The 16,655-nt window shown below is 69.4% G+C and carries 21 protein-coding genes and 5 pseudogenes; 10 read left to right on the top strand and 16 right to left on the bottom strand.

The window, feature by feature from the left end:
- The 3 genes and pseudogenes from ABZZ04_RS38350 to ABZZ04_RS38340 form a co-directional block, all read left to right on the top strand.
- Nucleotides 1–537: pseudogene (locus ABZZ04_RS38350) on the top strand (MarR family transcriptional regulator); the annotation flags it as partial.
- A gap of 311 nt (nt 538–848) precedes the next feature.
- Nucleotides 849–1,211, top strand: a complete 363-nt coding sequence (locus ABZZ04_RS38345; protein ID WP_356936871.1) for a peptidase inhibitor family I36 protein — start codon at nt 849–851, stop codon at nt 1,209–1,211.
- Between the two features lie 486 nt (nt 1,212–1,697).
- Nucleotides 1,698–2,069: a hypothetical protein gene (locus ABZZ04_RS38340; RefSeq protein WP_356936870.1), complete on the top strand. Its 372-nt coding sequence runs from the start codon at nt 1,698–1,700 to the stop codon at nt 2,067–2,069.
- A 309-nt stretch (nt 2,070–2,378) separates the two neighbouring features.
- On the opposite strand, the gene ABZZ04_RS38335 is transcribed toward ABZZ04_RS38340, so the two are convergent.
- The 5 genes from ABZZ04_RS38335 to ABZZ04_RS38315 all read right to left on the bottom strand — a co-directional run bounded on the left by ABZZ04_RS38335 (nt 2,379) and on the right by ABZZ04_RS38315 (nt 4,791).
- Complete coding sequence (locus tag ABZZ04_RS38335) at nt 2,379–2,606, bottom strand: hypothetical protein (RefSeq protein ID WP_356936869.1); 228 nt, start codon at nt 2,604–2,606, stop codon at nt 2,379–2,381.
- A gap of 360 nt (nt 2,607–2,966) precedes the next feature.
- Nucleotides 2,967–3,137 (bottom strand): hypothetical protein, encoded by a 171-nt coding sequence (locus tag ABZZ04_RS38330; RefSeq protein WP_356936868.1) that lies wholly within the window; start codon nt 3,135–3,137, stop codon nt 2,967–2,969.
- A 130-nt stretch (nt 3,138–3,267) separates the two neighbouring features.
- Nucleotides 3,268–3,687 carry an RNHCP domain-containing protein gene (locus tag ABZZ04_RS38325; protein ID WP_356936867.1) on the bottom strand — a complete coding sequence of 140 codons (420 nt, stop codon included), beginning with the start codon at nt 3,685–3,687 and terminating at the stop codon, nt 3,268–3,270.
- A 26-nt stretch (nt 3,688–3,713) separates the two neighbouring features.
- Nucleotides 3,714–4,079, bottom strand: coding sequence for an RNHCP domain-containing protein (locus ABZZ04_RS38320; RefSeq protein WP_356936866.1), 366 nt, complete (start codon nt 4,077–4,079; stop codon nt 3,714–3,716).
- A gap of 352 nt (nt 4,080–4,431) precedes the next feature.
- Nucleotides 4,432–4,791 carry a hypothetical protein gene (locus ABZZ04_RS38315; protein WP_356936865.1) on the bottom strand — a complete coding sequence of 120 codons (360 nt, stop codon included), beginning with the start codon at nt 4,789–4,791 and terminating at the stop codon, nt 4,432–4,434.
- Between the two features lie 92 nt (nt 4,792–4,883).
- Between ABZZ04_RS38315 and ABZZ04_RS38310 the strand changes: the two genes are divergently transcribed.
- Nucleotides 4,884–5,399, top strand: coding sequence for a DinB family protein (locus ABZZ04_RS38310; RefSeq protein ID WP_356936864.1), 516 nt, complete (start codon nt 4,884–4,886; stop codon nt 5,397–5,399).
- 238 nt (nt 5,400–5,637) lie between these two features.
- On the opposite strand, the pseudogene ABZZ04_RS38305 reads toward ABZZ04_RS38310, so the two are convergent.
- Nucleotides 5,638–5,857, bottom strand: a pseudogene (locus tag ABZZ04_RS38305) (transposase); the annotation flags it as partial.
- Nucleotides 5,858–5,968: 111 nt separating this feature from the next.
- Nucleotides 5,969–6,361, bottom strand: a complete 393-nt coding sequence (locus ABZZ04_RS38300; protein ID WP_356936863.1) for a hypothetical protein — start codon at nt 6,359–6,361, stop codon at nt 5,969–5,971.
- 303 nt (nt 6,362–6,664) lie between these two features.
- Here ABZZ04_RS38300 and ABZZ04_RS38295 point away from each other — a divergent pair, with 303 nt between their 5' ends.
- Both ABZZ04_RS38295 and ABZZ04_RS38290 read left to right on the top strand, forming a co-directional pair.
- Nucleotides 6,665–8,053, top strand: coding sequence for a DUF4157 domain-containing protein (locus tag ABZZ04_RS38295; protein ID WP_356936862.1), 1,389 nt, complete (start codon nt 6,665–6,667; stop codon nt 8,051–8,053).
- Between the two features lie 117 nt (nt 8,054–8,170).
- Nucleotides 8,171–9,160 (top strand): CehA/McbA family metallohydrolase, encoded by a 990-nt coding sequence (locus ABZZ04_RS38290; RefSeq protein ID WP_356936861.1) that lies wholly within the window; start codon nt 8,171–8,173, stop codon nt 9,158–9,160.
- Nucleotides 9,161–9,169: 9 nt separating this feature from the next.
- On the opposite strand, the pseudogene ABZZ04_RS38285 reads toward ABZZ04_RS38290, so the two are convergent.
- A pseudogene (locus ABZZ04_RS38285) lies at nt 9,170–9,292 on the bottom strand (IS5/IS1182 family transposase); the annotation flags it as partial.
- Here ABZZ04_RS38285 and ABZZ04_RS38280 point away from each other — a divergent pair.
- Nucleotides 9,293–9,436: pseudogene (locus ABZZ04_RS38280) on the top strand (IS5/IS1182 family transposase); the annotation flags it as partial.
- A 623-nt stretch (nt 9,437–10,059) separates the two neighbouring features.
- On the opposite strand, the gene ABZZ04_RS38275 reads toward ABZZ04_RS38280, so the two are convergent.
- From ABZZ04_RS38275 to ABZZ04_RS38265, 3 genes are all read right to left on the bottom strand, one after another.
- Nucleotides 10,060–10,254 carry a DUF397 domain-containing protein gene (locus ABZZ04_RS38275; protein WP_356936860.1) on the bottom strand — a complete coding sequence of 65 codons (195 nt, stop codon included), beginning with the start codon at nt 10,252–10,254 and terminating at the stop codon, nt 10,060–10,062.
- 198 nt (nt 10,255–10,452) lie between these two features.
- Nucleotides 10,453–10,662: a DUF397 domain-containing protein gene (locus ABZZ04_RS38270; protein WP_356936859.1), complete on the bottom strand. Its 210-nt coding sequence runs from the start codon at nt 10,660–10,662 to the stop codon at nt 10,453–10,455.
- On the bottom strand, nt 10,659–11,495 hold the full coding sequence (locus ABZZ04_RS38265; RefSeq protein WP_356936858.1) for a helix-turn-helix transcriptional regulator: 837 nt from the start codon (nt 11,493–11,495) through the stop codon (nt 10,659–10,661). Before ABZZ04_RS38265 ends, ABZZ04_RS38270 begins: the two co-directional genes overlap by 4 nt.
- Before the next feature lie 107 nt (nt 11,496–11,602).
- Here ABZZ04_RS38265 and ABZZ04_RS38260 point away from each other — a divergent pair, with 107 nt between their 5' ends.
- On the top strand, nt 11,603–11,863 hold the full coding sequence (locus ABZZ04_RS38260; RefSeq protein ID WP_356936857.1) for a hypothetical protein: 261 nt from the start codon (nt 11,603–11,605) through the stop codon (nt 11,861–11,863).
- Nucleotides 11,860–12,255 (top strand): hypothetical protein, encoded by a 396-nt coding sequence (locus ABZZ04_RS38255; protein ID WP_356936856.1) that lies wholly within the window; start codon nt 11,860–11,862, stop codon nt 12,253–12,255. Before ABZZ04_RS38260 ends, ABZZ04_RS38255 begins: the two co-directional genes overlap by 4 nt.
- A 233-nt stretch (nt 12,256–12,488) precedes the next feature.
- On the opposite strand, the gene crcB (ABZZ04_RS38250) is transcribed toward ABZZ04_RS38255, so the two are convergent.
- From crcB (ABZZ04_RS38250) to crcB (ABZZ04_RS38240), 3 genes are read right to left on the bottom strand one after another with little or no spacing between them, the layout of a single operon-like run.
- A complete protein-coding gene (gene crcB / locus ABZZ04_RS38250) occupies nt 12,489–12,863 on the bottom strand; it encodes a fluoride efflux transporter CrcB (protein ID WP_356936855.1) in 375 nt (124 codons plus the stop codon).
- Nucleotides 12,860–13,285 carry a DUF190 domain-containing protein gene (locus ABZZ04_RS38245; RefSeq protein WP_356936854.1) on the bottom strand — a complete coding sequence of 142 codons (426 nt, stop codon included), beginning with the start codon at nt 13,283–13,285 and terminating at the stop codon, nt 12,860–12,862. The genes crcB (ABZZ04_RS38250) and ABZZ04_RS38245 overlap by 4 nt, the downstream gene beginning before the upstream one ends.
- Nucleotides 13,282–13,692: a fluoride efflux transporter CrcB gene (gene crcB, locus ABZZ04_RS38240; RefSeq protein ID WP_356936853.1), complete on the bottom strand. Its 411-nt coding sequence runs from the start codon at nt 13,690–13,692 to the stop codon at nt 13,282–13,284. The genes ABZZ04_RS38245 and crcB (ABZZ04_RS38240) overlap by 4 nt, the downstream gene beginning before the upstream one ends.
- Nucleotides 13,693–13,871: 179 nt before the next feature.
- On the opposite strand from crcB (ABZZ04_RS38240), the gene ABZZ04_RS38235 reads away from it, so the two are divergent.
- Nucleotides 13,872–15,416, top strand: a complete 1,545-nt coding sequence (locus ABZZ04_RS38235) for an alpha/beta hydrolase (protein ID WP_356936852.1) — start codon at nt 13,872–13,874, stop codon at nt 15,414–15,416.
- A 150-nt stretch (nt 15,417–15,566) separates the two neighbouring features.
- Here ABZZ04_RS38235 and ABZZ04_RS38230 read toward each other — a convergent pair.
- Nucleotides 15,567–16,193, bottom strand: a pseudogene (locus tag ABZZ04_RS38230) (phosphoribosyltransferase family protein); the annotation flags it as partial.
- A 121-nt stretch (nt 16,194–16,314) separates the two neighbouring features.
- Nucleotides 16,315–16,655, bottom strand: a 341-nt coding sequence (locus tag ABZZ04_RS38225; protein WP_356936851.1) for a VOC family protein, incomplete at its 5' end; no start/stop codon positions are given.

The following is a 16,655-nucleotide window of genomic DNA, read 5'->3' as shown; positions in this document are numbered from 1 at the left end:
GAGCCCACGCCCGTACCGGCAGCAGCGCCCGTTCCCGTTCCCGTGCCGGTTCCGGTTCCGTTTCCGCAGCAGCGCACCGAAGAGCCGCAGCCGGACCGGGAGTTGGAACCGGAACCGCAGCCGAAGCTGGAAGCCGGTGAGGAGCGGCGGCCTTCGCGGGCGTTCATGGCCCTGGCGCGGCTGGGTCGTGCCGATGCGAGGCTGGCGCTCTCGGCGGCGGACTGTGCGGAGCTGGAGCAGCTGGCGGCCGAGTGGTTCGAACGGGGTGTGGGCGCCGAGTACCTGACGGGCGCTCTGACCGCCGGGCTCCCCGATGCCGTCGGCTCGCCCTTCGGGTTCGTACGCCGCCGCCTGCGCGACAAGCTCCCGCCCCGCATGCCCGTCCCCACGCCCCGGCCCGTGTCGGAGGCACCGCTGCGCCGGATGATGGTCGAGTGCACCGAATGCCGCACACCCGGCCGCCCCGAAGCGTTCATCGACGGCCTGTGCAGGCCCTGCCGCCAACCCGAACCCGAATCCGACACCGGCCGGGCATGAACACAGTCGGAACCGAAGAAAAACAAGCAGATTAAACGCTGAGTTCAGGCACTGCTGGGAAATGGCTCGAATGTTCTGACCCTTGACCACCCGGCGCAGTCATGGCGATTCGAGAGCAAGTTGTTTTCCGGGAGACTCTTGGGGGATGGCGTCTGTAATTTCTGACTGCCGGGTTCCGGACATTCGCTGACGAACCGAGGTTGATGGTTCGTCGGGTGGGTAGCGTGTCGCCGTGCCGCCATGTGGCCTTGCGCGAGAAGAATTCCTTGCGGCCGGGCGGTACGGAGGACAGCGAAAGGATTTGAGATCCTGTGAAGAAGACCATGCTGGCCGGAATCGTCGCCGGTCTGTGCGTAACGGCGACCACGGTCGTCGCGGGCGGGGCGCAGGCGATGGCCAATCCCAACGACTGCCCCAACGACTACGTGTGCGTATGGGGCGACAGCAACTACGAGGGGCGCTTCCTCTTCCAGCCGGGAACCAGCCGGGAGAATGTCGGTGATCATATGAACGATCTGACGACTGCGCTGTGGAATCGTACGGGTTCAACGATTTGTTTCTACGACAATGCGGGTTACGGCGGCGCCCTTCTCGCAAGGGTTGGGCCGGGCGAGTCGCGCCCCAACGTCGGGCCGACCGCGAACGACAGGATCAGCTCCTGGCGGGCCTGCTGACGCGTAACCCGCTCTCCTGAATCGGCCCTGCTGATCCGGGAGAGGTTGATCGACCTGGCGCCCCGGCAGTGGAGAAGGTGTCTCGGCCTTTGAGGATGCGAGTTTTCACGTCGTGTCCGGTGCGAAGGCCGGGGCACCTTTCTGGTGAGCGGGTGCCAATCCCTCGGACTGCGGAGCCCTTCCCGCGCGGTCGCCCCGAAACGTTCCGCGGCGGCCTCTGCGGGCCCTGCCGCCGACTCGCCCCTGACCCGGCGACTGGCCCGGCGCCGGCCAGGTCGGAAAGGGTTAATCGGCTGACAATATTCGATGATCGGCGCGAGTTCATCCTATTTTTCATCCGGCGGCGCCGGATGGTTTGGGCTTCACGTAAAGGTGGCAACCGGAATTTTAGATACCCGTTGCCTGCGCGTTGATGATGCGGAACAGTTGGGCGGGCAGGCGAGAAAGGGCAACTGCGCCGATTTCACCGAGCAAGGGGGAAACATCATGAGGATGAAGAACGTGGTCCGGTCCACCGCGGGCCTGGCTGTCGCGCTGGGTACGGTGCTGGCGCTGGGCACGTCCCCGGCCTACGCGGCGAACAAGACCGTGACCCTCAACAACCGCGGTACTGCGACCTTCACGGACAGCGGAGACAAGTTCACCGTGTGCGACACCAACGCGGATGGCCACGGTGTCCAGATGAGCCTGTATCGCGCCTCCGACAACAAGATCATGTGGACGATCACCGACGGGGGTGACAGCGGCTGCGACAGCAAGACGTACGACATCGTGGGTTCCACGCAGTACTACATGCACCTTTGTTGGAGCGTTCCCGGTGCCGCGTGCGTGAAGTCCTCCAACTTCAGCGAGAGCTGATCGGATCTTAGCTTTTAGTGGCTGAACTATTCCCGCCCCCGGTAATCGATCGGGGGCGGGAATATTGATGTGCCACTGGATTGATGAGGCCCTTTCGGGTCCCGGTCCGGGCTGGTGCGGGAACGGGGCTCCTCGGCGGACCGGGCTCGCGCGGTGACCTGGACCGGTCGCGTTGCGCGACCGGTCCGGTGAGCATGCGGGCCCCGAAGGAGGGGGCGGCGGGCCCGAATCCTGTATGACGACAGACGGCCTCCGGCTGCCGGGGCGGCTGCGGCAGCCGGAGCGAAGGATGCGCCACCCGACCGGCGGTCAGCCCGTCGGGGTCGCGGGGAGGCAGATGGCGTAGACCACGTAGGAGCCCGAAGTGCCGGCCGAGTTGTTGAAGGACAGCGTCCAGGTGTCCTCGGCGGACGGGTGGGACTCGTACGGCTGGACCGTGAGGTTGTTGCCACCGAGGGGCGTCTTCATTCCGCCGCCCGTGATGACGGTTCCCGGCGGGCAGGTCGCGGTTCCCGTGTTGAGCCCGGACGTCAGCATGTGGGTTTCCTGGACGATCTGGGTCGGCAGGGTCGGTCCGGGGGGTCCAGGAGGTCCAGGAGGTCCGGGGGGTCCGGGAGGTCCCGGAGGGCCGGGCTTTCCGTGCGGGCAGGCGTTCGGGCAGTTGCCGTCACCTCCGTGGCCGTCCCCGCCGTCGGCCGCGGCCTGGGTCGACATCGCTCCCATCAGCAGCGCGGCGACCAGCGCGGGCAGAGCCGCACCCCGCAGCAGGGCCGCATGTTTCCGTTTCAACCTGTCCTTCCTGGGTTGCTCGGCTTCGGGGCTCGCCTCGCACATCAGGCAGGAGCAATAGAAGGGCGAGATGCCCTGAAAGCCTTGGATGTGAAGACCTGAACACGGTCAAGGAGGCTCCGCCAACGACGCCCCGGTCGTGGCCGGCCCGGCCACCGCGCCCACCACGCCCCAGCCCTGGGCGGACCCCTCCGGGTGCGCCACCGTCACCCACACCAGCAGCCCCACTCCTGCACCGGTCCCCAGCAGAGCCAGTCCCCCCAACACATCCGCTGCCAAGTCACCATCTCTCCATGGTGTCCCAGCGGGCGAAGCCGAGTCACGCAGAACGCGGGACCGGGCGGCGGATCGGCCGGGCAGAACGCTGGGCCGGGCGGGGCGCGCCCCGCCCGGAGTCGCCGTGTCCGGGTCACAGGGCGAGGAGGACGCGGCCGGCGGCCCTGGGGTCGGCGAGGGGTCTGAGGGCCAGGCGGACCAGGGCGAGGGGGTTGTCGTCGCCGGCGATGCGGTTGGCGCTGAGTTCACCGCAGGAGACGCACTGGTGAATGATCATCCACTCGCCGTCGGCGCGGACGGACATGCCCAGTGCCTCCATCCGGCCCCGGCAGTCCGCGTCGCGGTCGCCCGGGATCCTTCGGTCGACGTGCAGGCTGGCCAGGCAGTTGGGGCAGTGGTTGCGGTGCGCGGTCCCGGGCGCGTCCAGTGGGACGTCCAGTCGGCAGGAGGCGCACCGGAAGTCGTTGGCCCGGTGGTCGCCCCGGGTGTGCAGGACGTCCTTGTGCCGCTGCGGGCGGCGCCGTCCGCGGTCGCGGCGGTTGTTGCGTGACACGGTGGTGTTCCTTCCTGTCCGGGCGGTCAGAGGGTTCCGAACGCTTCGAGCGGGAAAGGCGGTTGGGCCAGCGGGCGGACCGCCATGCGCATCAGGATGAGCTGGTTGTCGTCCGCGCAGACCGGGTTGGAGGTGAGCTCGTCGCAGCGCACGCAGCGGTGGATCACCCGCCAGTCACCGGTGCGGAGCACGGCGATGGCGATCGGGGACATCCGGCCCTCGCAGTCGCTCGGACCGCCCTCGACGTGGTCGAGGACGTGCCGGGAGTGCAGGCAGGACGGGCAGTGGTTGCGCAGCGCGCCGTCGGCGTACGCGGACACGGTCAGACCGCACCACGCGCAGGTGAAGGTGCTGAGGCCGAGAGTGTTGTTGTTGGTGGTGTGGTTGGACACCCGGGTGCTCCTTGCTGGAAATGGGTCAGGACAGCAAGAGCAGGCCGAGCGGCCTCGTCGGAGGGCGGCCCGATGACGTCACGGGACGGCGGCGATCGGGCAGGCGGGAACACCGGAGGAAGCGTCCGGCAGCGGCCCGGAGAAACGGGCGGCGGAAACGGCGGACGGTTACGCGGTGTGGCGAGGCGCACTCGGCGCGAGCCGGGACATCAAAACACCCTTTTCCAGGGCACACGGGCCCAGAACGAATCAGAACGACTCGTTCAGCCAACAGGACGCCTGCCGGGGCCGTCAAAGCATTATTCGGCTCACCCGGCCCCTGGGGCCGCCTCCTCCCGGGAGACGGATCGGCTCATGCCCGTCGCCGCCTGCCCTTCGCCGTTCGGGACCGGCGGCGTTGCCATCCCCGGACGACGAAGGCCGCCACGATCGAGCCGGCCACGAGCGGACCGGCGGCCAGGCGGATCACGTCCGCCGGCAGGCCCGACTCCCTGCCGGTCATCGGGAGGACCATCTCGACGGCGAGGGATATCCCCAGCAGGACAAAGCCGAGACCCCAGGACCGGACCACCCACACGGGCCCATGGATGGGCTCCGGTGGCCGACGGGGCCGGAGCAGGGCCTGACATCCCAGCCACACGCAGCCCAGCCCCGTGACCACCACGAAAACGTCCAGAACCCTGTCGAGCACACCGAACGCGGTCCCGAGCATCTGCCCCTCCCCTCGCCGGCATGAACGCCGGCCTCAGTCTTCCGTACCCGCGGACCTGTCCAGTGGATCTTGTGACCGCGTAACGTGCAGGCATGGCACCTTCACTTGAGCGTCCCCCCTTGCAGGCCGATGAGCGCACCGCGCTCACCGGCTGGCTGGACCTCCAGCGGCAGATCCTGCGATGGAAGTGCGATGGTCTGAGCGAGGCCGACGCGCACCGTTCCGTAATCCCGACCTCGCCGGCGATGACGATGGCCGGGCTGATCAGCCACATGCGGTGGGTCGAGCACACCTGGTTGGAGGTGGTTTTCCTCGGCGGCGACAAGACACAGAACCCGTCCTTCGACGAGACGGACGAGGGCGCCGACTGGCGGGTCGACGGCGTTCCGCTGGAGCAGCTGCTGATGCAGTACGAGGCCCAGTGCGCCCGCAGCAACGAGATCGTGGCCGCGGCCTCCCTGGACGACGTCGGCCGCCACCCCGACTTCCACGCCGGCAGCGCCAACCTCCGTTGGATGCTCATCCACCTCGTCGAGGAGACTGGGCGGCATGCGGGACACGCGGACATCGTGCGGGAGTTGCTCGACGAGGTGAAGGGGTACTACTAGCCTCGATCTTTTGTGGCGGCCCGTCAGGTTATCCGGCGGGCCGTTTCGGTGTCATGGCTGGTTGCGGGTGCGGTGAGGGCCCGGCTGTTGCGTCGGGCGGGGTTCGGGAGAGCCGCAAGTCGCTGGACCGCATTGGTGATCACATCGGTCCAGGGCCGGTGACGGCCGAACCGAAGGCGCCGACGGCGGGCGGTGGCGACAACCTGGGCGGCGGCGGTGTCGGAGCCCGCGTTCTCCCTCCGCCCAGCGCGACCGCGAGCGCCACATCCAGCAGGATCTTGCCCGGATCGTGCACCGTCCGAGGGCGCCGCCAGGGCGCGAGCGCCGCCGATATCGCGGTATCCAGGCCGCTCTTGCGGGCGGTCTCGACCAGCAGCACACCCCCGGCCTGGGAGACCACCCCCGTGACCGCCACTCCCGATACGGACACGCGGGTACGACGCGCTGCGCCTCCTCACCTGGAGAGTGTCTCTCGTTGGGGCGGACAGGACCCTGGACAAGCCCTGTCTTCCCAGTTCAGAGGCATTCTCCGGTGATCCGACCGGCGGTTGGACATCAGCTCGCACGTGTCACAGGACCCAGGATCCGGGCAGTTCCGGCAAAGTGTCGCCGACGATCAGAAGCGGTCGCCGCGAATGCCACCGCGCATCGTCCGCCTGGCCGTGCAGCGGCACGGTAGCCAGTTGGAAGCGGGCATCCAGCGCGTCGAGCTCCGCCTGCCGCGCGGCCCGAATCCTGTCGGTGAACACGGGCCACGCCTCCGCCAGCCATCTGCGGCAACGAAGCATGTTCGCGTATTCCCAGACGAGTTCGGAGTCGAAGCCCTCTTCGACATCCTGTACCAATGCCTCCCACGCCTCCATCATGGCGTTGAGCGTCACCATCCCGTACCGCGCCGCCAAACCTTGGCTTGCCCGATGCACCGACTCGTAGTCATCTGCGCTGAGCACCTCCATGTCCATGGGCACAGCCTGTCAGCTGTTCCACGCCGGATGGAGACGACGGTGACGGTGCCGTGGAAGACGTAGGCGCGCTCGTCGAAGGCTGCCCAGACGCTTGACGAAGAACGAAGAACGAAGAACATGGAGGCACCCCCGCTCGCCGTCGCCGTGAGCCGGACGGACCCGGCGGCCCGGTCGTCGGCGCCGTGGTCATGTGCCGACCGCCCCCGTACGTTGCCCCCACTGTGCCCTCCGGTACCTGGTCCGGCCGCCCGTGTCTCGGGTATGCCAGAAGGAACCGTTTGCCCACAGGGGGAAGGTCGCATGCGCGCCGAAGACCAGGCCAGGTCGGCAGAGACACGAAAGGGCAGGGCACCGGCCCGCCAATCCCGAACCGAGAACTGGGCACAGCCCTCCGGTCTCCTGTCGTTGCAGAGCAGCGTCGGCAACGCGGCGGTTGTCCAGATGCTCCGTCAGGCCGGACACCCGGGAGCCCAGGAGGAACACGAGCACGGCGTCGACCACGACGGCCTGCGGACCGAGCACCTCGTGCAACGCTCCACCGTCCACGATGTCCTGCGCGCTCCGGGGCGTCCCCTCGACGACGGCACGCGCAGCGAGATGGAAACCCGGCTCGGCGCGGACTTCTCGGACGTCCGCATCCACGTGGGCGCGGCCGCGCAAGTCTCGGCAGCGGAAATAGGCGCTCGGGCCTACACCGCCGGCAACCACGTCGTGATCGGCGAAGGCGGTGCCGACAAGCACACCCTCGCCCACGAATTGACGCACGTCATCCAGCAGCGCACGGGTCCTGTCGCCGGCTCCGACAACGGGGCCGGGCTGCGGGTGTCGGATCCCTCGGACCGGTTCGAACGCGAAGCCGAGGCCAACGCGAGCCGAGTGATGTCGGGCCCGGTCGTGGCCCGGGCGGAAGCTCGCGGCGCGACGGGCCGTCGGTCCGCAGCCGGGGAGCGGACCGTGCAGCGGGCTCCCGATGTGCAGGATCGCCTGACGGACGCCTACTGGGCGAGTCAGCAGCCGGCGGGGCAGCCGCAGCAGAGCGCTCGCCCGAAGTCGAACGAGCGCAAGCTGAAGGAAGTCATCGCCACGACCGTGCCCGGTCTCCTGCGCCAGCTCAAGGACAAGTACAGGGGAAAGGATCAGAAACAGATCCAGGCCATGGGCAGCCTGGAGATCTTCCGGGGCATGAAGCGGACCGAAGGCGACGCGATCATGGACTGGTGGAACAACGACCGCCAGTCCGACACGACCCAGTGGATAAAGGAGCACAAAGGCGACGAGAACGCCGTCGGTGATTTCCATGAAGCGGCAAGCGGGGATCATCCGAGAATCGGTGCCATACCGGTGAAGGGGCACCTCGGGGACGAGGCGCAGGCCCGTACCTACAGCAAGGGGGACGACGAGGTGCTGGTGAAGTTCACGCTGAAGCCCGGCGCTCACGAACTCCTTTTCGGCCCCGACTACATGGCCGTTGCGGGAACCAGCCCAGGGCGTGCGCCCCAGGCTCTCAGGAATATTCACGGGCCCGACAGGCCCATGCCCGAGGGTTCACAGGGTGAGGGTTCGCTCGGAGGCTACGTCGGTATGAAGCAGGAGAAAAAGGGCGACTTCAGTTTCAGTCTGGGTGAGAACGAGGCCTCCCAGCTGCTGTTCCAGCACTTCATCAAGAGGGTCGAGATTGTGAATTACTGATCGTTTCAGAATGAGATTTTGGTCTGACCTCTCGGCTGAGACGGTTGCTCAGTGACGCGACGGAACCGGTTGCTGTGTTTGCGCGTTGGCGTGACAGGACTTTGGGGGGAGAGAGCCTTGTCGAGTTTGAGCTTCCCGCCGACGCGGGCGGTCGGACGCGGGGCGGCCTGGTACCGCGGGGACTGCCATGTCCACTCCGTCCACTCGGATGGGGAACTCACCCCTGAAGAGTTGGCCGTTCGGGCGCGCGCCGCCAGGCTCGACTTCATCGCGACGACGGAGCACAACTCAGCCGCGATCCCCGGTGGATGGGGGTATCTGGCTGCCGATGACTTCTTGATCCTTCTGGGTGAGGAAGTGACCACGAAGACCGGGCACTGGCTCGCGCTCGGCATCAGCCCTGGCGAGGTCGTCGACTGGAACCACCAGGTCAGGGACGGGTTGATCGACCATTGCCTGGACCAAGTCCATCGAGTAGGGGGCCTGTGCGTGGTCGCGCACCCGCATGCGCCCTACGCGTCGGGCGACTTCATGTTCCCCTTCCAGGGCTTTGACGTGGTGGAGGTGTGGAACGGACTGTGGACTTCGGACCGGCCTTGGAATGCTGACAATGAGGCGGCCCTGGCGGAGTGGGGGCGGAGCCTCGCGGCGGATATTCACACGGGCTCGTGGCGGCCGGCGATGGGCAACAGCGACACTCACTTGGAGGGGCAGATCGGCATCCCCCACACTGTGGTCTTCGCCGAGGAGCTGAGCACCGAGGCGGTCCTGGCCGGAATCCGTGCCGGCCGCAGCTGGATTGCCGAGTCGGCGGACGTGGACGTGTCTTTCACCGCCAATGCCGATGGTCGCGTTGCCGGGGTGGGAGAACGGCTCGCGACTCATGGTGGGCAGGTGGAAGTGCAGGCAGCAGTGCGAGGTGTGTCGGTGGGGGCCGTCAGCTTCCACACCGATCGAGGGAAGGTTCACCGGGCGTCTCTCCCCGGTGACGGGGCGGGCGTGGTGCAGTGGGACACGACGGCGGAGGACTCGGCGTTCGTCCGCATCGAGGTCCGCCATCCCAACGGGCACGTTGCCGCACTCACCAATCCGATCATCCTCAACTGACCGCTCGCTTCATCGTGAGGTGTGCAGACGACGGAGGCAGATGAGGCTGCAGGCCAGTTCGAGCAGGCCCTGATGGAGGTCGGCGCGTCGTTCGTAGCAGATCCGGAGCCGTTTGAACTGGTGCAGCCAGGCGGTTGGGTCATGCACCACCGCCGCCTCGCCCGCGACTACGAGACCCACCCGCACCGCTCCGAAGCCATGATCCGCCTCGCAATGATCGACCTGATGAGCCGCAGGCTCACCCGGGAGTCGACTCCGAACTGGAAGGATTCATAGCCCCCGGGCCACACTGACCCGCGCGGCCTCACCTCTCATAGCCTGCGGCCAGCGGTCGTCGATGACACCCGCCACTTCCCGGCAGGCACCACAGGCATTCTCTCGTTCTGGCAGCCACCAGCGATCGGACGGCGACAAGCCAGTTTCCCGGATCCCGCACAACGTCCTGTCGAAGATACCGAAGGCATGGGAGACACCAGCAGGAAGGCCATCCGCGACGGCCCTCTCCCAGCGCATCTCCATGGGCAGGTACGGCGGTCGCGAGATCTCAAACCACTCGCCGCCCACGTGAGTGGCGGCATGGCACCAGGAACAGGACCAGATCTCCCCTTCCCCCGCCGTCGGCGGCACCGGCCACTGCCACATCGACCGTCCACACACATCACACTCCACAGGTGGATCCTCACACGCCGACACGGACGGCCCCAAGCGGCTGACATCACGCCAGTTACCAAACACCCCCGCCAGGACAAAACACTCTTTTAGTCCGGATTCGCTCATCCATGAGGTTGCTTCGCGTGCCAGGTGCCCTCCGGGGGTGCGGGGAAAACCGGGTAGCGAGAAGCCCCGTCGTGCGGTGGGCGACGGGGCTTCTCGGGTGGATGCGCTGAACCTGCCGGTGGTCAGACGGTGCCGAACTCTCCGGCCTTGACGCCTGCCACGAAGGCGGCGAAGGACGCGGGGGAGGTGGCCAGTGTCGGGCCCTGCGGGGTCTTGGAGTCGCGGACGGCGGTGAGGTCGGTGGAGACCTCGATGCATTGGCCGCCGTTGTCGCTGTAGGAGGACTTGAACCAGTTGCGGGACTCGGTCCTGGGCATCGCGGGCTCCTTGTCGAGTACGGGGGCGCTTCGCGTGCCAGGTGCCCTCCGGGGTGGTGGGGAAAACCGGTAGTGGCTCGGTGCGGCCTGAACTCGGCTGTGTAGAGCGGTGGTTGGAGAAAGGTCCGGGCAGCGAGAAGCCCCGTCGTGCGGTGGGCGACGGGGCTTCTCGGGTGGATGCGCTGAACCTGCCGGTGGTCAGACGGTGCCGAACTCTCCGGCCTTGACGCCTGCCACGAAGGCGGCGAAGGACGCGGGGGAGGTGGCCAGTGTCGGGCCCTGCGGGGTCTTGGAGTCGCGGACGGGGACGATGCCGTGCGGGGCGACGAGGTTGGCGGCGACCTCAATGCAGTTGCCGCCGTTGGAGCTGTACGAAGACTTGAACCAGCGGGGGGATTCGGACGTCACGGGGTGCCCTTTCGTGCCTCGTTGATCATGGCCACGGACGCCGCCTGGGACAGCGATTCGGCCTGCAACTGATGGTAGGACGCCAGCAGGGGGAGCACCAAGGTCGTATCGCGCTCCAGATGGCCTCGCATCTGGGACTCCGCATATGCGACGGCGGACAGGTCCGGCAGTGTCAACAAGTTCATCGGAAGGTTGAACGGGCGGCGCTCCGCCCCGGCGAACGGGGCGATCTGGAGCACGGTGTTCGGCTGCCCGGCGAACTCAAGCAACCTGTCCAGCTGGGCGGCCATCACCTCCTCCCCGCCGACCCGCCTGCGGATGCAGCTCTCGTCCATCACCACCAGCATTGTGGGAGGGCGGGGGCGTACCAACGCGGCTTGGCGTTCTGCCAGGAACGAGACGCGGTCCCCCGCTTGCTCGGGGGTGATGGACCCGCGCCACACGTCGCCTTCCGCCAGGGCCCGTGCGTACTCCGGTGTCTGCAACAGCCCAGGAATGATTCCGACTTCGTACAGGCGGATCTCCGCCGCACGCCCCTCGTAACCCACGTACTGCGGGAAGCCCTCCAGCAACGAGCCGTGCCGGAGCTCCCGGTACTGGCGTTCGAACGTGTCGGCTGTCTCCCCCGTCCCGAAAACCTGGTCGGCGCTGCGCGAGAACCGAAGAGTCGGCATCTTGCGACCGGTTTCGACGGCCGAGATGTGCGTGCCGGAGTAGCCCATGTGCTTGGCCAGCTCCTCCTGCTTCCAGCCGCGAGACTCGCGCGAGCTGCGAATACGTGCGCCGAAGGCGGCCTCGGGGCTGCTCTCGGGATCCAGGTCCTTGCGGTTCAACGGCTGTCACCTGACTTTTCGCTCGCGCTCAACAAGTTGAAGCGCTCCGGACTGTAGGCCACGCTGATCCCCCTTGGTAGCGGTGCCGTTACGGAGAGGAGTCGGCGGTGTCCGAAGAGAATACTGCCGCGAGTCAGCAGGAACCCCCACAAGTCCCGCTTCTCGGAACGCTCTTGGTGGATACCGGCCACCTGAATCAGGTGGGTGAGTTCCGTGGGGTGTCCGGGCCGTACTGGTCGTTACGGCCTGTCTGCGGCGGTACGGAGTGGGAGGCGGAGCCGGCGGAGGTGCGGTTTCCGGAGCCCATGGAGCGGCTGCGGGCCGAGACCGCCCGGTGCAATGCCCGCAGCGCGGGGAGGATTCTGTGAACGAGTCCCGGCAGCCCGGCGGTTACCTGTGCGAGGCGGTGGTCGAGGGGCCGGTGTACGGCACCGGGGACACGGCGCGGTACGTGCTCGGCACCTTCCGGACCATCTCCCCCGTCCTCGCCCTGCGCTGGCTCGGCGGGCAGGCGTTGCGGATCGTGGACCGGCTCGACCCCGACCCCCGCCACTCCGCCTGGGTGACGCCCTCCATGCGCCTGCCCGGAGCACCCGGGCCGGACCACTCCGCCGAGCTGCGCGCCTGGTACCAGGACCGCAACGGCCAGCGCGCCGCCCACGCCCACCTCAAGAACGGCAACCCGCTCCTCGTCGTCGTCCCCGACGCAGGCTGCACGTACACCCTCTCCGTACGGCCCGAGGCTCCTCCGGTCGGGTGATGGAGCACGCCCGCTGTTGGGGTGGTGCCGGGACGGGGACCGGCGTGGTGCCGGGCGCGGGGCGCGAACGGTTGCCTAGCGTCGGCGCCTGACGGACCGCTGTCGACGCGGAACGGGTTGAATCGCCCGGCGTCCGGTGACGGTTCCTCCTCAACGGCGTTCCCCTGCCACCGCCTCGCATTGCGGTGGCAGGGGACGCCGACCGTGTCGCGCGACGCGGCGTACGCCGGTTCCTACGGCCAGAGCGCCTGCGCGAGCGAGACGCCGACGAACACCGCGCCCAGCCCCGCCACCACGCTCGCCAACACGTTGGCCGCCGCGTAGAACCTGGCGCCGTCCTCGACCAGCCGCAGCGTCTCGTAGCTGAACGTCGAGTACGTGGTGAGCGCCCCGCACAGCCCCGTACCGATCAGCAGCTGGACGTGCGAGGAGGCGGCGCCGGCCGCCACCGCGCCGGTCAGCAGGCCCAGGATCAGCGAACCGCTCACATTGACCGCGAAGGTCCCCCACGGGAAGACGGTGTCGTGCCGGGACTGCACCGCCCGGTCGGTCAGATAGCGCAGCGGTGCCCCGACCGCCGCACCGACGATCACCAACAGCCAGTTCACCGGTCCCGGTCCCGTTCCCCGTCCCGTTCCCCGGTCCGCTCCCGGTCGTCCGTGCCGAAGCGCACGATCTCGCACTCGTCCAGGACGACCCGGCCGCCGTCCGCCACCAGTTCCGCGATCAGCGGCAGGAACGCGCGCACGCGTTCCTCCGTGTCCACGATCACCACCGCCACCGGCAGGTCCTCGCTCAGCGAGAGCAGCCGCTGGGTGTGGATCATCGACGAGGCACCGAAGCCCTCGATCCCGCGGAGCACGCTCGCGCCCGACAGTCCCGCGCGGTGGGCCCGGTGCACGATCTCCGTGAACACCGGCCTGTGGTGCCAGACGTCGGACTCGCCGACGAGGACCGTCAGGCGCAGCGCCCGTTCCGTGCGCGGCGTACTCGACGTGTTCGACGTGTTCGGTGTGTTCGGGGTCGTCATGCCTGCCTCCAGGCCAGGACGCGGCGGGTCGCCCACACCGCGCTCCACACCGCCGCGAGGGCCGCGAGCAGTGTCAGTCCCAGGTACGCCAGACCGGTACGGACCCGGTCGGCGTCGATCAGCCGCTCGATGTCCACCGCGTACGTGGAGAACGTGGTGAACCCGCCGAGCACCCCCGTGCCGAAGAACGGCCGCACCAGCCGGTGCGCCGACCACGCCTCGCCGATCACCACCATGAACACGCCGATCACCGCGCATCCGATGACGTTCACGCACAGCGTCGTCCAGGGGAAGCCGCCCGGGGCGGTGGGCCAGATCAGCCCCGCCCCGTACCGGGCGGACGCTCCCAGCGCGCCGCCGAGCGCCACCACCGCGACGACGGGACCTTGGGGGTTCCGGGCTCCCATGGGCGTTCTTCTCCTGCCTGCTCCGGTACACCAGGCTATCGCCGCCGCCTCGGCCGCGACCGGGCGGCGGTCGGGCGGCGACCGGGTGGCTGCCCGACGGACCCTATGGGGGTAGCCCCACCCGGGACCGTCCCGCCTCCCGGATGGGCCGCGCGGCCCGGCCCGGACAGGCTTGTGCCATGACCACCCACCGCGCTTCCATCGCGCTCGCCACCCTGTCCGCCGCAGTCGCCGTCGCCGCCCTCGCCGGGGCCGTGACCCCGTCCGCCCGTGCCGACGGGCCCTCGGTACGGGCGTCCTTACCCGCGTCGTCCACGTCGCCCGCGTCGACCGCGCTCGACTGGAGGCCCTGCGCCGTCGCCGGTGGTCCCGCCGCCCAGGAGTGCGCCGAGCTGTCCGTACCGGTCGACTACCGCGACCCGGACGGTCCGCGGGCCCGGATCGCGGTGACCCGGGTCCGCAGCGACCGCCCCGGGGACCGGCGCGGGACGCTGCTGCTGATCCCCGGGGGGCCCGGCTCCTCCGGGGTGGCCCTGGTGACGGAGAAGGGGGAGCGGCTGCAACGGGAGACGGGCGGCCGGTACGACGTCGTGAGCCTCGACCCGCGCGGGGTCGGCGGCAGCACGAAGGCGAGCTGCGGGCTCGCCCCGGAGGACCGCGACCTGGTGCACCTGCGGTCCTGGCCCGCCGCCGACGGTTCGATCACCGAGAACGTGGCGCGGTCCCGGCGCACCGCCGAGGCGTGCGCCCGCAACGGCGGGGCGATGCTGTGGAGCCTGACCACGGCCAACGAGGTGCGCGACATCGACCGGTTCCGGCAGGCGCTGGGCGAGGGAAAACTGTCGGCCTGGGGCAGCTCGTACGGTACGTACGTGGGCGCCGTGTACGCGCAGAAGTACCCGCGGCACACGGACCGCTGGGTGCTGGACAGCAGCGGCGACCCCGACCCGTCGCGGGTCAACCGGGGCTGGATGGAGAACATGGCGCGGGCCACGGAGGACCGGTTCCCCGACTTCGCGCGCTGGGCCGCGGACCCGGCCAGGGAGGCGGAGGGGCTGCGACTGGCCCGGGAGGCGCGGGACGTACGGCCGCTGGTGCTGGACCTGGCCGCGCGGCTGGACCGCGAACCGAGGCCGACCACCACGCCCGGTGTGCCGCTGACCGGCAACCGGCTGCGCCAGGCCGTCCAGATGGCCCTGTACGACGACGACGCCTTCTCCCGGCTCGCCGAACTGATCCGGGCGGGCGGCGACCCGGCGGGGAAGCCGGTCCTGCCGCCGGGACTGGACCGGCCGCTGTCGGACGAGGCCGCCGCGGTCACGATCGGCGTGGTCTGCAACGACGTCCGCTGGCCGGCCTCGGTGCCCGACTACCGGCGCGCCGTCGCGGTCGGCCGGGTGGAGCATCCGCTGACCGCGGGGCTGCCGGCCAACATCACCCCGTGCGCCTTCTGGAAGGACGCCCCCGCCGACCGGCCGACCAGGATCACCGACGAGGGACCGTCCAACATCCTGATGATCCAGGGACTGCGGGACCCGTCGACCCCGTACTTCGGGGCCCTGAAGATGCGCGAGGCCTTCGGCGACCGGGCCAGGCTGGTCACCGTCGACCACGGCGGGCACGGCGTCTACCTGGGCAACGGCAACGCCTGCGGCGACCGCGCGGTCACCACGTTCCTGACGACGGGGGAGCGGCCCGGACAGGACACGTACTGCGCGGGCTGAGCGGGCTGAGCGGGCTGAGCGGACGGTGCGGGCCGAGCGGACGATGCGGACCGCGAGGGCCGGGGAACGTGGAGGAGCGGGCCGCGCCGGGTACGGCCCCCCGGGCAGCGGCCGTCAGTCGCTGCCGGGAGGTACGCGTCCGCCGTACCCGGCTTCCGTCAGCAGGGTGACGACCTCCTCGTCGGAGGTCTGGGAGAAGTCCCGGTACCACTCGCCGACGGCGTGGAACAGGCGCGGCACGGACAGGCACACCACCTCGTCCGCGCTGCGCCGCAGCCGTATCACCGCCTCCGGCGGGGCCACCGGAACGGCCGCCACCACCCGGGCCGGGCGCTGCGCCCGCACGACCTCGCAGGCGGCCTCGGCCGTGGCGCCGGTCGCGATGCCGTCGTCCACGAGGATCACCGTCCGGTCGGCCAGCGGGACGCGCGGCCGGCCCGAGCGGTACACCTGCGCCCGCCGGGCCAGCTCGGCAGCCTCGACCCGTTCGACCGCCGCGAGATCCTGTCGCGCGGACCGCAGGCGGCCCACGACGTCCTCGTTGAGGACCCGCACCCCGCCCTCGCCGATGGCGCCGAACGCCACCTCCTCGTGGTGCGGCACACCGAGCTTGCGGACCACGATCACGTCGAGTTCGGCACCGAGCGTCCGCGCCACCTGGAAGGCCACCGGAATTCCGCCGCGGGGCAGGCCCAGCACGACCGGGTTCTCCCGCTCCATGCGGCGGAGCGCCTCGGCCAGCTGCTCCCCCGCGTCCACACGGTCGGCGAACAGCACGAAGGGTCACCCCCAGCGATGGGAGGGCGGGCCGCACGCGTGCGCGCCCCGCCTGCTTCCCCACTTCGAAAGAACCCCATGTGCGGCGCCCCCGCAACTCGGGCGGGACCGCCGCCGGGCGTCACACCGGGGTCGTGCGGGGCAGCTCGCCCCCGGTCGTGTCGATGTCGATGACGGAGAACACCGCGCCCTGCGGGTCGGTCAGCGCGGCGAACCGGCCGAACGGCATGGTCATCGGGCCGAACCGGAGCACCCCGCCGCGCTCGGTGGCCCGCGCCACCGCGGCGTCGCAGTCCGCGACCGTGAAGTACACGTTCAGGAACGGCGGCATCTCGGGCGGGAAGTCGTCGCCCATCAGCATCCGGCCCATGACCGTGCTGTCGCCCAGTTTGTACATCCGGAAGTCGACGTGCTCGTCCTCCAGCTTCACCACGCCGTACGGGAAGACGGCGGGGAAGAAGG

The sequence above is a fragment of the Streptomyces sp. NPDC006435 genome, from assembly GCF_040612315.1.
Classification (GTDB): Bacteria; Actinomycetota; Actinomycetes; order Streptomycetales; family Streptomycetaceae; genus Streptomyces.
This window is presented reverse-complemented; position numbering and strand designations above follow the sequence as displayed.